The sequence below is a fragment of the Streptomyces sp. NRRL F-525 genome, from assembly GCF_000716605.1.
GTDB lineage: Bacteria > Actinomycetota > Actinomycetes > Streptomycetales > Streptomycetaceae > Streptomyces.
Genome location: NZ_JNXE01000076.1, coordinates 1 through 13,508, shown reverse-complemented (window position 1 = coordinate 13,508; position 13,508 = coordinate 1). Strand labels below are relative to the sequence as shown.

Below are 13,508 nucleotides of genomic sequence, written 5' to 3'. Positions count from 1 at the left end.
GGCCACCCACGCCGACCCGGCCCCGGCCACCCACGCGGCCCCGGTCCACGCCAAGTCTGTCGCCGAACCCCTCTCGTCGCTGAGCGCGGCCGAGCGGGCCAACGCGGTGGGCTGACCCCACCCCGAGGAGTCGCACGCCTCCCCGAGAGCCTCGGGCTTCTGCCCGGTGCGGGAGGCGTGCTGCTCCGCACGACCCGCCGTGGACCTCGTTGCCCCTCGGAGGGGTGGCAACGTGCCCTGGATGAAGATCGGGCGCCCCTGTGGATCGGCGCACTTGGGTTGCAACCGGTCCTACGTCACCCTCTACTCCCGCCACCCTCGCCACGTGTTCGCCCCTCCACACGGCCACGTCGGCCTGAGGTTGGAAAAGGCACAGAGTCTTTTGATCTTGATCAAGTGGCGAGTTCGAGGGCGACGACGGCACGGACGGCGGCGGTGATCCGGGCGGTGCTGCAATGGAGCTTCCGCGGGAGCCGCCAGCATTTGAGGGCTCGCGTTGCCTGACCTCATCACTGTGCACCTGGACGCCGGCTGCGACTAGGACACCACCCGTGCTCTGCTCAGCGAACGCGGCCTGCACGGACGTATCGCAGACAAGGCGGGAAGGCGCCTGTTCAGGTCGGTCGGCGTTGGTATGTCGAACGCACTCACGCGTGGCAGAACGCCTGGCATCGTCTCGCCCGGTGCTCCGTAGCGTCGCGTCACTGTCATTGAGCTTCTTCAGCGTTGCCGCTCCAGGGTGAGGACGGCTTTGGCGATTGACGTCATACGGTTTGGTCTACATCGGGACCTGCGGAAGATCCGCCAGGGCTTCAGGCGTGCGACGCTGCGCTCGATCGGGGCCCGTGCCGAGGCCAGGGCCCGGTTGACGGTCTTCTCGCTGACGGTGAGTTCCTTCAGGGGCCTGCGGTTGATGCCCGTGGTCAGCCATGGGCCTCCGCCCTGGTAGGCGAGATCGGCGAGGACGGGGACGCCCTGGCGCTCGCAGATCCGTCTGATCCGATGGGTGCGGGCGGTGGTCAGATCGTGAGTGCGGCCCGGTAGGGCGGGCGAGAGCCACAGCAACCGGCTGGCGGGGTCAGTGAGGACCTGCACGTTCACCCCGTGCCCGCGGTGTTTGTGGGAGTAGTCGGCCCGTCTGTCGCCAACCCGGTCGCACGTGGCGAGCGTGCCGTCCAGCAGGACGAAGTCCTCATCGGTCTCGCGCGGCCCAAAGGCTGAAAATCCGCCGCATCCTGCACCTCGCCGGCTCCCGGTCGGCAAGCGCAGGAGCCACAGGTGACCGCCCAAGGAGCCCGGACCGCCGATCGCGGAGCGCGCGGCGATCTGTTCGATCCCCAGTGCCCGACGCGGCAGTTGCTGGACCGCATCGGTACGAAGTGGACGTCCATGGCCGTCAAGACGCTCGCCGATGCCGCACCGGACGAGGTGCGCTTCGCGGAGCTGAGACGCCGGATGCCCGGCGTCTCGCAGAAGATGCTGTCCGTGACGCTGCGAAGCCTGACCGGCGACGGGCTGGTGTCGCGCCGGGTCGAACCGACCGTGCCGCCGCGGGTCTTCTACCGGCTCACCGAACTCGGGCTGTCCCTGGAAGTCGCGCTTGCGGGGCTGCGGACCTGGGCGGAGGAGCACATGGCCGAGATCAACCGGGCCCACGAAGCCGCCGACCAGTAGGTCGATGAGGGATAGGCAGGCCGGTTCGCGCTCGCTACTGGTGACTCGGTACTCGATGTAGCCGGCGTCGGCGCCCTGGTACCGCGTAGGAGATGGGGGGGATGTCGTCGGCGCAGTGGCCGGCGACGAAGGAGTTGGCGAAGGGCGACGGGGAGATGGTGTTGGAGGATGGCGTCTCCTGGCTCTGCCCGAAGCACTCCAAGATCCTGAAGCTGGCCGTCGAGGGCACCTGTCCGAGGTGGTTCCTAGCTTGTTCTTGAAGGTCCGGCTGGGAGGTCAGAGCCACCGCATAGCATCCTGGCGATGGGGCCGGTACCGGGGCCACCAGCACCGAAAAACGGCAGCCTCCCTTGTCTGCGCGGGGGTGGTTACGGCCTAGCCGGCGTCCAGGCACCAGCTGAGGGCCACAAGTGCAGCCCGCCAGCCCGGCCCCATCGAGCGGCTCGAAGCGCCATCGCCACAGCCCAAGGTGAATGGCGGCGGCCGACACGGCACGATGGCGGCGCGACGTGGGAGCAGAGGGCGGAGGGCCGCCTCGCGGCACGGCGGGGGACTACCCGACAACAGACCCTTCGGCGGGCACGGGGTCCGAGGGCGTGGAACTGAGGATGAGGTTCTCGCTGGTCCGAGTCGTCCTCCGGTTGGCTTCCCGCAAGCTGCTAGTCACTGGTATCGACTGCTAGCTATGCTGGGGCCTATGAGTAAGCAGACCAACATCCGGCTGGACGAGGCCGTGCGGGCAGCGGCCGAAGAGCGGGCCAAGCGGCGCGGGCTGAGCTTGCAGGGGTACGTCGCCGATCTGATCGAGCAGGACGTGAACGAGTCCCGGTCCGCGTTCATGGCCGGTGCTGCCGGCTTCCTGGCGTCCTACGCGGAGCGGTTCGAGGCGGAGTTCGGGGAGGACCGATACCCGGGCCTCCCGGACGGGCTGCCGAAGGACGCGCCGAGGGACGCCGCGTGAACCTGAAGGTCGACCTCGCGTGGATCCTGGCGGTGGCGCAGCAGATCCCGGGGGATCCCCAGGTCGCCGACTACGGCGTCACGGTCGCTGCCGAGGCCCGGCACCGTGCGGAGATCCTGGGCCAGGAGGTCTACCCCGAGCCGCACCACAAGGCCGCGGCACTGTTGTGCGAGCTGGCGCGGCAGCCCAGTCTGGAGGTCCGCAACCTGCTGTTCGCTGCCACCGTGACCGCCGCCTATCTGGCCGCGTGCGGGCTGCCGGTCAGCCCCGGTCTCGACACCGTCATCCCCCTTGCCCGGGCCGCCCGGGACGGACTCCCGGTACGCGAGGTCGCGGCCCAGATCGAGACGTGGACCAGCTGAACCTTCTCTGTCTGAGTACGCAGACTGCCGTCGTGGACTGGGCCTTTTGCTGGCGCCGCGCTAGCGGCGGAACGCGCCGCCGCGGCTTGGGGAGCGTGAATACAAGGCTCTTCGCACGGCTGGCGCCTCGTGCCGAGGACATTCACTCCAGGAGGGCTGCGACGGACGCGGGGAGAAGATCCCGCAGATCGGTGATCTGAACGTGGGCGGCATGCGTCGCGGTGAACTGGGCGACGGACATGCTCGGTGTGCCGAAGACGCTGGTGAAGGTCCGCAGTGCCCCTGGGGCGCGATCCAGGGCCCAGGCCGCGGTTGACGTGCTGGTGGCCAGGAAACGGCGGGGCTCGGGACCGATCACAAACAGCTCTGCCCGGCGGCCGGAGGTATCGGCGGCGAGCATCACGAGGTCCTTGAAGGTCTGGCGCTTGCGCATGGCGTCCGCGCCGCGCCAACGAGCGAGCTTGAACTCCGCGATGCGCTGGTCCGTCTCCAGGTCGTACGGGCGGCTCGGGTCGTTGCCGGCGCCGAGGGAGGGACGGACGGTGATGCGTTCTTCATCCCCGAGGATCTGGGGCAGTACGAGGAGGATGCCGCAGGCGTGGATCAGGTCATTGATCCGGCCCAGGCTCTCGCGGACCGTGAGCGCTGAGGCAAGCAGCTCCGGCACGACGTGGCCCTCCTCGGCGACCCGCATGACATGCGTCCCGTCGGCGCCCTCCAATCGGTGCTCCAGCGAGGCCAGGGCCTGGGTGAGCGGCTGGCGGCTCAGGAAGTCGGCGAGGACGCCCACGGCGGTGCTCAGCCGCTCTGCTTCTTCACGGTCCTGGTTGGCTGAGGAAGTGTCCATGGCGGACAGTCTGGCTTTTCCTCCCGTCTCCGGTGGGCGTCGGGACGGCTCTCGCCGGGAGTCTGTGGCGGTACACCGCGGCCTCCTGATGCAGGCTGCCGGGCGGTTGCTCGGCGCCGAGGGCCTGCCGCTGGTCAGGGCTTGTCCCCGCCGGCAGTCGGCTCGACGCCACTCGTCTGTTCAGTGCCTTCGCCGGTGCCGTGCGACTGGTCGGCCGCTCGGTCGGCTTGTGAGGGAAGGGCTGTTCGCGCGACGCGGTCGATGATGATCTCTCGGTAGGTGTCGGCCGGAGGTACCAGGGGTGCTGCATGACCTCGTCCGCAGGTGGACCACTCGGTTCCCCGGTCTTCGAGGCGTGGAACTGCTCAATGAGCGTTGCCAGTTCACCGAGGGCTTCGCTGTGCTGCGGTGCGTCGGCGGCCCGGCGCCGGATCAGGGTCTCGGCATCGGAACGGACGCCGCGTCATATTCCGACCTCGCGTCAAGAACCCCCACGTCTCTCTCCCCGCCTCGACCAGGCCGAGTACCGCCTGACGGGCTGAACGGTTTCCCTACAGGAGAGCTGCGCCCATGTCCGACAAGCATCCGACAATGTTTCGACCGTAGGCCGGATGCGAACCTTCAACCGGGTGCAGGGGGTGCAACGGGGGTGAAGGGCTTGAGCAGGCGCGGAGGGATCGGGCCGGATACACCACAGCGGCTTCCGGGACGGCGGTCGTCGCCGGCGGTCGGGGCCGCGGTTGCGACAGCTGCGGCTACGGCGGTTGCCGCCCGGACGGCGAACGTGGCGACATCGGCGGCGGTGCCCATGACGTCGTCGCCGGGCGCCGCGGGCCGCAGTGTGCTGGAGGGAGCTTTCGGTCTTCTCGAGGCGGTGGAGCGGGCCGGTGAGGCGGGGCTGACGAGGCTGACGGTGGAGTGCGGACTGCCCAAGTCGACCGCTCACCGGCTCCTTGAGCAGCTGGTCGAGCTGGGCGCCGTGGAACGGCATCGCGGCAACTACCGGATGGGGCCGGAGATGTTCCACCTCGGGCGCCGGTGGCAGCCGCACCCCGGGCTGCTGTCCGCGGCGCGGCAGCCGATACACGGCCTGGCGGAGCTCGCGGGTGTCGGGGTGGGGATCTGCGTGCTGTGGAAGGGGCAGGTACAGGTCCTGGAATGGGTGCCCGGCAAGGAGGTTGAGCCGTCTGCCGTGACCCACCGGGGGATGATCTGGCCGTGGCGGACGGCGGCGGGCAAGGTGCTGGTGGCCGCGGCTGGTCCTACTGCCCTGCCGGGTCCGCCTCCTGAGTCCTGGGCGCGGGAGGCCGCGGGCATACGGGCCCGCGGCGCCGCTTTCGACCGTCAGGAACTGGTGGCGGGAGTGTGCTGCACGGCCGTACCGCTGCACGGATGGCCGGGGCAGGCGCCGATGGCGTCGTTGTGTGTCGTGACCGATCCCGCGCACCATCTGGAACGACTCGCCCAGGCGACCGCGCGCACCGCCCAGGTCATCAGCACCGAGTTGCGGCGGCGGTGAACGGGGGAGTGCGGAGGGCTGCGGAGCCGCTGCCTTCATCACTGTGGCGGAACCGCGACTACAACCTGTGGTGGTCGGGTACCGCCGTGTCCGCGCTGGGTACCAGCGTCTCTGGGCTGGCGTTCCCGCTGTTGATGCTGGTCTCGACCGGTTCCGCCGAAGCGGCCGGTTTGGTGGGAACGTGTGGGAGCGCCGGCCTGGTGGCGGGCCTGTTGCCCGCTGGCGTTGCCGGTGACCGCTATTCGCGCCGGGCGCTGCTGACCGGGGCGTCACTGATCCAGCTCGTTGTGATGGGGGCAGTCTGCTGGTCGGTGGTTGCCGGGCGAGTGTGGCTGCCGCTGATGGCCTTCCTGGCACTGGTGCAGGGCCTGGCGTCCGCGGTGTTCGCCGGCGCGGCGGCACCGCTGGTGAAACGGATTGTCCCGGGGGCTCAGCTCAAGGCTGCCTTCGCCCGGGCTGAAGTGCGTGATCACGGCGCGCAGTTGGCCGGAGGACCGCTCGGCGGGACGTTGTTCGCGCTGGCTCGCTGGGCGCCGTTCCTCGCGGACGCCCTCTCGTACGCTGCCGTCACGCTTGCCTGCCTCCTGATCCGTACGCCGATGGGACCGGACCCCGCCGAACGGGCCGCCCGTCGCGTGCCGTTGCGCCGGGACCTGGGGGCCGGTCTCGCGTTCGTCCGGGGCGTGGCGTTCCTGCGGTACGCCTTGGTGTGGTCGGCACTGATGAATCTGCTCTTCACCGGGATCGGCTTCCTGTTCATCGTGGCGCTGCGGCACCGCGGAGCCTCTCCCTCGCAGATCGGTGCGGCTGAGGGGATCGCCACGGCGTGCGGCCTGGGCGGCGCGCTCGCCTGCGGGTGGGTCGTGCGGCGTGTCAGCGGCCACCGTCTCGTTCGGTTGGTCTCCTGGATGCTTGTGTTAGGCGTCGCCGGGCTCGTCCCGCTGGCTGCCTGGCCCTGGGCGGCGGGTCTGTGCCTCGGTGTGAGCATCGTGTTCGTCACTCCGCTGAACGCCGTGTTCGGGGCAGCCATGGTTGCCGTGGTGCCGGACGCGATGACCGCACGGGTTCTGACGTCGGTCAACATGGCAGTGCAGTCCTGCGTCTGGCTCGCCCCCGTGCTCTGCGGGGCGCTGGCCGACGCCTTCGGTGTCGAGGTGCCGCTGATCGGGATTGCCGCTGGCCTGGCTGTGCTGGCGGTCGCCAACCATGTCGTGCCGGCCGTGAGCCTGTTGGACGGGATGGGTGGGGAGGGGATGGGTGAAGCGGGCCAGGACGCCGGCAATGGGGAGTCTCGCGTCGACCCGGACGGTCGTATCGCCCGATGACGAACGACGGACGTGTCACCCGCTGACACACCGGCGCGACGGCATCATCCGGCCCTGGACGCCCCCACGATGACGCACGTGTAGTCCATACGTATCCCTCCGCCCTCCTCGGCGTCGAGATGCCTGGCCACCGCGCGCAGCAGTCGGCGTCGAATCGCCCACGGCAGGGCCAGGTGTCGGCTCTCGGTGCCGAGGAGTGTGCAGAACTCCCGTGAGGTGAGGTGGCTCTGCCAGGGCACCGCCGTTTTCGTCACGGCGAAACCGTGCGAGCGCAGTTCTTCGGCGTATTCGTCGGCGTCGGCCTCCGAGAGGTCCTTCCGGCCGCCCTCCCCGGTCGGCAGCCCGTGCGGCAGGGCGGCGGCGTAGACCCGGGTCAGGCCGGCGCCGATGGACGGTGTGTGGGAGCCGAAGTTCCAGGCGAGCAGGACCCGCCCGGCCGGGTGCAGGCAGCGCGCCGCCTTGGCCGTACGGTTCCCGGCGCGCAGCCAGTGCCAGGCCTGACCGCAGGCCACCAGGTCGAATCGCCGGTCGCAAGGGTCCCATTCCTCGAAGGTGGCGACCTCGACGGCGAGTCCGTTCGCAGCGGCGACGGCCGCCATCCGCGGGTCCGGCTCGACACCGGTGACCTCGTGGCCGAGGGCGGCCAGCGCGCCGGCGAGCTTGCCCGTTCCGCAACCGACGTCCAGCGCGGTGCCCGGCGGACCGCCGCCCAGGGCCGCCCAGGCCTCGGTCAGAGCGCGGCGAGGATAGCCGGGGCGCAGCCGGTCGTAGTCGTGTGCACGGGCACCGAAGCTGGTCGGGGCCTTGGCCGGTACCGCACGGTGGGTCATGTCCATCCTCCGATCAGGGTCACGAACGTGGTCGGTGGGAGAAAGAGCACATAGGTACCGACCGAGGCGAGGCTGAAGGGCACCAGCCGCTTGGGCAGCATCGAGGTGAAGGCGGCATGGGTGAGCAGTCCGAGCAGTGCCCCCACACGCCAGGTGACAGGGACGATCAGCAGGACGGGCAGGGCGGCCTCCACGACGATCGTCGCCAGGGACGGAATACGCCAGCGGCGGGCGACGAGGGCCGGTTCGTCGGTGGCGAACCGGCGGGTGAACCAGTCGGGGAAGTAGTACTCGCGGCGGCCCGCCGGCAGTTCGTCGCGCACGGCGGCGAGCTGCTCGAAGACCTTCTGCATGGTGTCTCCGCTGGTGAACTGGCGGGAGGCGGCCTTGAACCACGCGCTGCTCCAGTACACCTGGAACATCAGGACCACCGCGGCGAACTGCGGCCAGGACAGCGTTCCGCCGTCGTGGATCCGGGGCGGGTCGAGGAACGCGGCCGGGGAGGGGGCGTTGAGCAGCGACTGCAGGCTCAGATAGGCGTCGGATCCCTGGGCGAAGACGAACGGGAGGCACATCATCCCCAGGAAGAGGGTGTTGAACTTGCGGTCGAAGGTGAACTCGAACATGCACCAGGCGGCGGTGAGTGCCGCCGCGAGCGGGGTGAGCACGCCCGCGAACAGGCACAGCACCGCCACGGCCCGAGCGGCGTAGAACACCTTGTACGCCGTCGGGCTCAGGAGCACTTTCACCGCCATCTCGTCCCGCTCGTAGCGCCACCGCACCAGGGACTTGGGCCGGTCGTCGAAGAACCGTGCCATGCCGAACACATGGTCGGCGGTGATCTTCCACAGCAGCGCGGTGCCCAGAAGCAGGCGGAAGCAGCACAGAGCCGGGCCGGCCGTGGCGCCGTGCACCGACAGCAGGTCAGGCACGGACGACCTTGCCGTTTCTGACCGCGATCCTGACGCGGTCGAAGGGCATCAGGATCACCCCGTTCCCGGCCACGCGGCGGCCGTGCACCTCGTCGAGGTAGGTGACCAGGGAGCTGAGCGCGTCGGGGGAGTTGAAGTGGTCCTGGCGCATTTCGTATTCCCACGGACAGACGGGCTCCCCGTCGCGCACGTCGTGCAACTGGGCCCGGTAGGCCCAGATGTGGGAGAACATCGCCCACGAGCCGAACGAGCCCGGCGACGTGCGGAACCCGCGCCACACCAGCCAGACCACGGCCCCGCAGGCGAGGACCCCCGCGGCGATGTCGTTGACCACGGCGTCTCCTCCAAGCGCTGCCATTGCTGCGATTCATCGGGTTCGTTCGATTGCTTCACGACGCTGCCGCCCACGTCGGTCACAGGACCATGGACGGCACCGGCCACCTGTCCATCAAGTACGGGGCCCACCAGTCCAGGCCGCCGAAGGTGAGGAGGAGGCGTTCGGCGCGCAGTGCGGCAAGGACCTCGGGATCGACCGCGTCCGTCTCCTGTTTCTCCAGGAGGGGCACCGCCTGTGCGTACTCCGGTCGCACCAGGTCGAACCGTTGCAGGACGCCGTCCCGCCGGTCGCGGATCTGCACGAATCCGGGACCACGGCGCCACACGCAACGGCCGATGTAGAAACGGGTGTTCCACTGGGCGAGGCGTTCGGCAGACCGGGGGCCGTCCAGGGAGAGCGGGGGCTGGAGGTGGGACAAGTCGTGGGCTGTCAGAGCGGGCAGGGCCCGTCGCCCCGCGCGCAGATGCCAGCGCACCAGCAGGCCGTGAGCGCTGGCGATGCGGACGAAGTCCAGGGCGCGAAGGTCGCGGGGGCCGGGCGAGCGCAGTGAGACGGGCTCGTCGAGGTCCGCGCACCGAACGCCGCTTCGGTAGAGGTCGTGCACCTGGTCGCCGATTGGCCCGTACGGGGTCGCCGACGGCGCGGTCAGGAGATCTTCACGCATGTGGGCTCCTCGGCTAGGTCCAGGGCCAGTTCGGGTCCGCCGGTCTGGTCCGACTCGCGGCGGATGCGGCAGATCAGCTGGTTCTCGTGATCGGTGGCGACATGGACGGCACGGTCTCCCTCGATGAAGACCAGCCCCTGGCGGCGCCAGTCGGCCAGCAGCGACTCAACCCGTTCCCGGTCCCAGGCGGTACAGCTTTTGGCCGTGCGACGCACCAACTGGTCGGCGGACCGGGGGTCGTGCAGGGCCCGGAAGAGTTCGACCTCCGTGGCGTCCCGCAGGGTCATGGTCCGCCAGGCGAAGTCCGGCCTGGAGTTGGTGAGTTCGATGCGGTCGCCGTGATCGACGTAGGAGAGACGGCTGTGGATGTAGTTGCTGCCCCACTCGTCCAGCGCCTGCTTGAGCCGCTCCGCCACCTTGGCATCGATGCCCTGGCTGGGAGTTTCGAACACATAGGCAAGGTCGGCCAGTTCGGACTCTGGCAGGTCGTAGGTGACCTGGTACTGCTCCTGCGGGCGCCGCTCGGCGAAACCCAGCTCGGGACGGTCGAAGTAGGGACTGAAGCGTTCCAGCGCGATGCGGTTGACCCCGTTGGAGGGGTGCAAGTGGTGCAGCGCGGGGAGCTGTTCGATGATGGGCAGGTAGTCCTCGGCGGTCTCGCCCGGGAAGCCGTACAGGTAATTCCAGGCCACGGAGAGGCTGTTGCTCTCCGCGTCCCGCAGGAAACGCACGTTGTGGGTGCCGCTCACGCCCTTGTCCATGATCTTCAGTACGCGGGTGCTCAGGCTCTCGATGCCTGCCTGGACGCTGACCACTCCCGCCCTGCGCATCTGGCCGATCTGCGACAGCTTCATGTTCGACTTGACCTCGTACTGGATGCGCAGGTCGAAGGGCGCCTCCGCGAGCCTGTCCAGGACGGAGTCGAGATAGGACATCTCCAGAATGTTGTCCACCGCGTAGAAGTCCAGGACGTGGTGGCGCTCGGCGAGGGTGAGAATCTCCTCCAGGTAGGTGTGCGGGCTCTTGCTGCGGAAGGTCATCGCCGAGCCGTTGAGCCCGCAGAACGTGCAGTGGTGCTTCTCGCCCCACCAGCAGCCGCGCGCTCCCTCGACGGTGAGCACGGTTTCGTACCAGGACTGGACACGGGAGCGCCGCAGCCGCTCGAAGTAGGGGTCGTAGTCGGGGGAGGGGATCTCGGACGGCGCCAGCAGCCGTTCGGCTGGTGGATTGCTCACGCTGCGGCCGCCGTCGCGCCGGCACAGGCCCGCGATGTGCGAGGTGTCGCCGCCGTGATCGCCCTTGAGCGCCGCGACGAGTTCGGGGAACGTCCGCTCCGCCTCACCCCGTACCACGTAGTCGAGGAACGCGAAGTTGCGATGCAGGGCCTCTCCCTGCGGGCCGTCGCAGTTGGCGCCGCCCATGACGGTCTTCGTGGCGGGAGAGAGTTCTTTGATGCGGCGCAGCAGTGCGAGCGAGGCCACGTTCTGCTGGAACGTCGAGGTCGCTCCGACGACATCGGGCTCGCCGGCCACGATGCGCCGCGCCATCGCGTCGATGAATTCGGGCACCAACTGGTGCAGCCGCAGGGACGCCTCCATCTGGTCGGCGGTGATCCTGTTCTGGTACGCGCCGCGGAATTCGTCGACCCGCCAGCACGAGTCGTCGTAGAGAGCGGACGAGAACACCCAGTCACCGCACCCGAGGAAATAGCTGTGCAGGGAGAAGAAGCTGTACTCGGCGGCGCCCAAACCCCCTTGTTCGTCCATCCAGTCGGCGAAATCGATGTTGGCGTAGACGGTCTCGGTCGCGACCTCGGGAAAGGTGTTCGCGATCCTGCGCGAGAGAATACCGAGCGCCAGTGAAGGAGTTGCTGTGGTGGCCCACGGCATGCAGACCAGAGTGATCTTCATACGTTCTCCAGGGTGGTCCGGCGCTTCACGCACGGGGAAGCGCCGGACGCGGCTCAGGAAACGAGACGAAAGGGTCAGAACTTCACCGTGATGAGGACCATCACCGATAGGAACGTCGATTGGGAGTCGTCCTGGTTCTGTGCTTGCGGGTTGTTGTTGACGACGGTTTTCTCCATGGCTCCCCTTTTCCTCACTGTTCGCTGCGCGGTACCGGCGTACAAGTCGTCATCTGCGGATGCGCTTCCGGTGCGGTCGGGGCAATGGCCGCACCGGAAGCTCGGGGCGACCTGTGGTGGGAAGCGGGCGGCGTCAGAACTTGACGGTGATCCCGACCTCGACCTTGACCGATTCCCGCTCGTCGCTCTGCGGGTCGCTGGTAACGACGGTCTTCTCCATGGCGTTCCTCCTTTCGGCTGTTTCGTGTGCCAGGCACGTCGAATGCCGTACAGCCGTACCGGCACGCCCTGCATCGTCGGGAACAGCGTGATACGCCGCGTGCGGCTTGTCGTGCTCTGTCCCGTTCAACGGACCGGTAGTTGACACGTGACCATGAATTCGCGAGCATCGATCCCCCTTTTCCCGGCTCGTGTTGAGGCGTGGTGAAGGAAGAGGGCGGCCCGCGCCGCGCGTCGAGAACCTCACCTCGGACGGCGAACCGCTCCGTACTCCTACTGATCCGGAACTCAAAGGGTTCTGTTCGAGGGTGTAGAGCACGTGGGGGCCGCCGATGCAGCCGCGGACGATGTGTGGCTGACGTTGACGACGAGGGAAGAACCTGCGGGTTTCGGCGGCGAGTTGGGCCTGGTCGCGGGCCCGGTGGTGCATGGGCAGGCTGCGTTCGAGGTCGGCGTTGACCAGCTCGTCCGGGTTCGGCTCGGGCGAGTACGACGGCAGGAAGTGCAGCTCGATCCGGTCGGGGTGGGCGGCGGGCCAGGCACGGGCCTTGCGGGAGCGGTGCGCGCAGTGGCTGTCCAGGACGAGGTGGGCCTTGTGCTCGACGTGTCCGGCGAGACGGTCCAGGAAGCGGCACATGACGTCGGCGTCGATGGTCTCGGTGAACACCATGAAGTGCCCGCGGCCCTTCGTGCTGATCGCGGACATCGCGTTCACGGAGAACCGGTTGCCGGTACGGCGCACGGTCGGGGTGCGCCTTTTCTCGCCCCAGGTGCGGCTGGTGACCTCGTCGGAGCGGATGCCGGCCTGGTCGGCGAAGAGCACCTCGCTCCCCTCTGCCCGGGCCTTGGCGCGGATGGCCGGCCAGGTCTCCTGGTACCGGACGTGGACGGCTTCCGCGTTCTGCTCGACGGCCCGCTCGTCCGGGCGCTGGAACGTCAGGCCCCATCGGCACAGGTACGTGCCCACGCCCTGCTCGGTCAGCCGTACCCGTACAGCGGCGCGATCAGATTCCCCACGCCGGCCCGAGTCCACAGCCGGCCTGCAAGACCCACATCACACGGCCGGTGATCCAGGACGGCCTGTTGCTCGACCTCGTTCAGCAGCTGGTGCTCGCCGGCCCGGCGCCCGCGGGGCTGCGCCACCAGGGCCCCGCATCCGCCCGCGAGCAACTTCGCCCACCACTTTTCCACTGGCGTGAGCGATACCTGGAACACCGCGGCAACGCCCTCGCGATCCCGCCCCGCCACCAGCGCGGCCACCGCCCACGTGTGAAGCGCCTCCTGCGCCGACGGCGACAACTGCCGCGCCCCCCCACCAGTTCACTCACGCGAGGACCAGTGGCTCAGAACATCTGCTGTCTCGGATCGATAGGTCCGGCCGGTGCCGGCTGCCGTGCGGCGACAGGGGCCGCGCAGCAGGGGCCGGGGCGATGGCCATCGATGCTCGCTGGCATAGTGCCCGCATGCTTCGACGGTTATTGATCACCGGACGCCTCTCCATACTGCCGGCGTGCCTCGTCGCTGTTCTCGCCTCAGTGGCGGCGGCGCCCGCGATCCCCGCGGCGGCCGACGACTTGGGCCGGGTTTCTCTGCGGGTCGAAGTCCCAGCGGTCTTCCGGATGTACAGCGCCGACGAGGGCGGCAAGGCCGCGAACAGTGAGCTCTTTCAGCGTTGCCGCTCCAGGGTGAGGACGGCGGCGGCGATTGACGTCATTCGATTCGGGCTGCACCGGGATCTGCGGAAGATGCGCC

14 protein-coding genes and 3 pseudogenes are annotated in these 13,508 nt (G+C 68.9%); 7 read left to right on the top strand and 10 right to left on the bottom strand.

The genetic code is table 11. From position 1 onward, the window contains the following. Positions 1 to 496: 496 nt before the first annotated feature. Positions 497 to 687, top strand: a pseudogene (locus tag OO69_RS54030) (IS5/IS1182 family transposase); the annotation flags it as partial. A 33-nt stretch (positions 688 to 720) separates the two neighbouring features. On the opposite strand, the pseudogene OO69_RS47450 reads toward OO69_RS54030, so the two are convergent. Then, positions 721 to 1,206 (bottom strand): annotated as a pseudogene (locus tag OO69_RS47450) (transposase family protein); the annotation flags it as partial. Between the two features lie 72 nt (positions 1,207 to 1,278). On the opposite strand from OO69_RS47450, the gene OO69_RS47445 reads away from it, so the two are divergent. The 4 genes from OO69_RS47445 (at position 1,279) to OO69_RS47435 (ending at position 2,997) form a co-directional block, all read left to right on the top strand. Further along, entirely contained in the window at positions 1,279 to 1,674 is a 396-nt protein-coding gene (locus OO69_RS47445; RefSeq protein ID WP_033287261.1) for a winged helix-turn-helix transcriptional regulator, read from the top strand. A gap of 101 nt (positions 1,675 to 1,775) precedes the next feature. Continuing rightward, positions 1,776 to 1,934 (top strand): hypothetical protein, encoded by a 159-nt coding sequence (locus OO69_RS52320; RefSeq protein ID WP_158713535.1) that lies wholly within the window; start codon positions 1,776 to 1,778, stop codon positions 1,932 to 1,934. Positions 1,935 to 2,371: 437 nt separating this feature from the next. Next, positions 2,372 to 2,635: a hypothetical protein gene (locus tag OO69_RS47440; RefSeq protein ID WP_033287269.1), complete on the top strand. Its 264-nt coding sequence runs from the start codon at positions 2,372 to 2,374 to the stop codon at positions 2,633 to 2,635. Further along, positions 2,632 to 2,997 (top strand): hypothetical protein, encoded by a 366-nt coding sequence (locus tag OO69_RS47435; RefSeq protein ID WP_033287260.1) that lies wholly within the window; start codon positions 2,632 to 2,634, stop codon positions 2,995 to 2,997. Before OO69_RS47440 ends, OO69_RS47435 begins: the two co-directional genes overlap by 4 nt. Before the next feature lie 142 nt (positions 2,998 to 3,139). Here OO69_RS47435 and OO69_RS47430 read toward each other — a convergent pair whose 3' ends face one another. Beyond that, positions 3,140 to 3,844 carry a hypothetical protein gene (locus OO69_RS47430; RefSeq protein WP_033287259.1) on the bottom strand — a complete coding sequence of 235 codons (705 nt, stop codon included), beginning with the start codon at positions 3,842 to 3,844 and terminating at the stop codon, positions 3,140 to 3,142. An 808-nt stretch (positions 3,845 to 4,652) separates the two neighbouring features. Here OO69_RS47430 and OO69_RS47425 point away from each other — a divergent pair. Continuing rightward, complete coding sequence (locus OO69_RS47425; protein ID WP_033287268.1) at positions 4,653 to 5,363, top strand: IclR family transcriptional regulator; 711 nt, start codon at positions 4,653 to 4,655, stop codon at positions 5,361 to 5,363. Further along, on the top strand, positions 5,267 to 6,688 hold the full coding sequence (locus tag OO69_RS47420; RefSeq protein ID WP_078652914.1) for an MFS transporter: 1,422 nt from the start codon (positions 5,267 to 5,269) through the stop codon (positions 6,686 to 6,688). The genes OO69_RS47425 and OO69_RS47420 overlap by 97 nt, the downstream gene beginning before the upstream one ends. 44 nt (positions 6,689 to 6,732) lie before the next feature. Here the strand turns inward: OO69_RS47420 and OO69_RS49705 are convergent, their stop codons facing one another. The 8 genes and pseudogenes from OO69_RS49705 to OO69_RS51765 form a co-directional block, all read right to left on the bottom strand. Continuing rightward, complete coding sequence (locus OO69_RS49705) at positions 6,733 to 7,518, bottom strand: class I SAM-dependent methyltransferase (protein WP_051801851.1); 786 nt, start codon at positions 7,516 to 7,518, stop codon at positions 6,733 to 6,735. Further along, positions 7,515 to 8,450 (bottom strand): hypothetical protein, encoded by a 936-nt coding sequence (locus OO69_RS47410; protein ID WP_033287258.1) that lies wholly within the window; start codon positions 8,448 to 8,450, stop codon positions 7,515 to 7,517. The genes OO69_RS49705 and OO69_RS47410 overlap by 4 nt, the downstream gene beginning before the upstream one ends. After that, a complete protein-coding gene (locus OO69_RS47405; protein WP_033287257.1) occupies positions 8,443 to 8,784 on the bottom strand; it encodes a hypothetical protein in 342 nt (113 codons plus the stop codon). Before OO69_RS47405 ends, OO69_RS47410 begins: the two co-directional genes overlap by 8 nt. A gap of 79 nt (positions 8,785 to 8,863) precedes the next feature. Beyond that, positions 8,864 to 9,451, bottom strand: coding sequence for a DUF5825 family protein (locus tag OO69_RS47400; protein ID WP_051801850.1), 588 nt, complete (start codon positions 9,449 to 9,451; stop codon positions 8,864 to 8,866). Beyond that, positions 9,433 to 11,361, bottom strand: coding sequence for a RiPP maturation radical SAM C-methyltransferase (locus OO69_RS47395; protein WP_051801848.1), 1,929 nt, complete (start codon positions 11,359 to 11,361; stop codon positions 9,433 to 9,435). Before OO69_RS47395 ends, OO69_RS47400 begins: the two co-directional genes overlap by 19 nt. A gap of 309 nt (positions 11,362 to 11,670) precedes the next feature. After that, the gene (locus OO69_RS53410) at positions 11,671 to 12,723 is read right to left on the bottom strand and encodes an IS630 family transposase (protein ID WP_234444714.1); all 1,053 of its coding nucleotides are present in this window, start codon (positions 12,721 to 12,723) and stop codon (positions 11,671 to 11,673) included. 11 nt (positions 12,724 to 12,734) lie between these two features. After that, positions 12,735 to 13,016, bottom strand: coding sequence for a helix-turn-helix domain-containing protein (locus tag OO69_RS53405; protein ID WP_063744500.1), 282 nt, complete (start codon positions 13,014 to 13,016; stop codon positions 12,735 to 12,737). Positions 13,017 to 13,422: 406 nt separating this feature from the next. Further along, positions 13,423 to 13,508, bottom strand: a pseudogene (locus OO69_RS51765) (IS5/IS1182 family transposase); the annotation flags it as partial.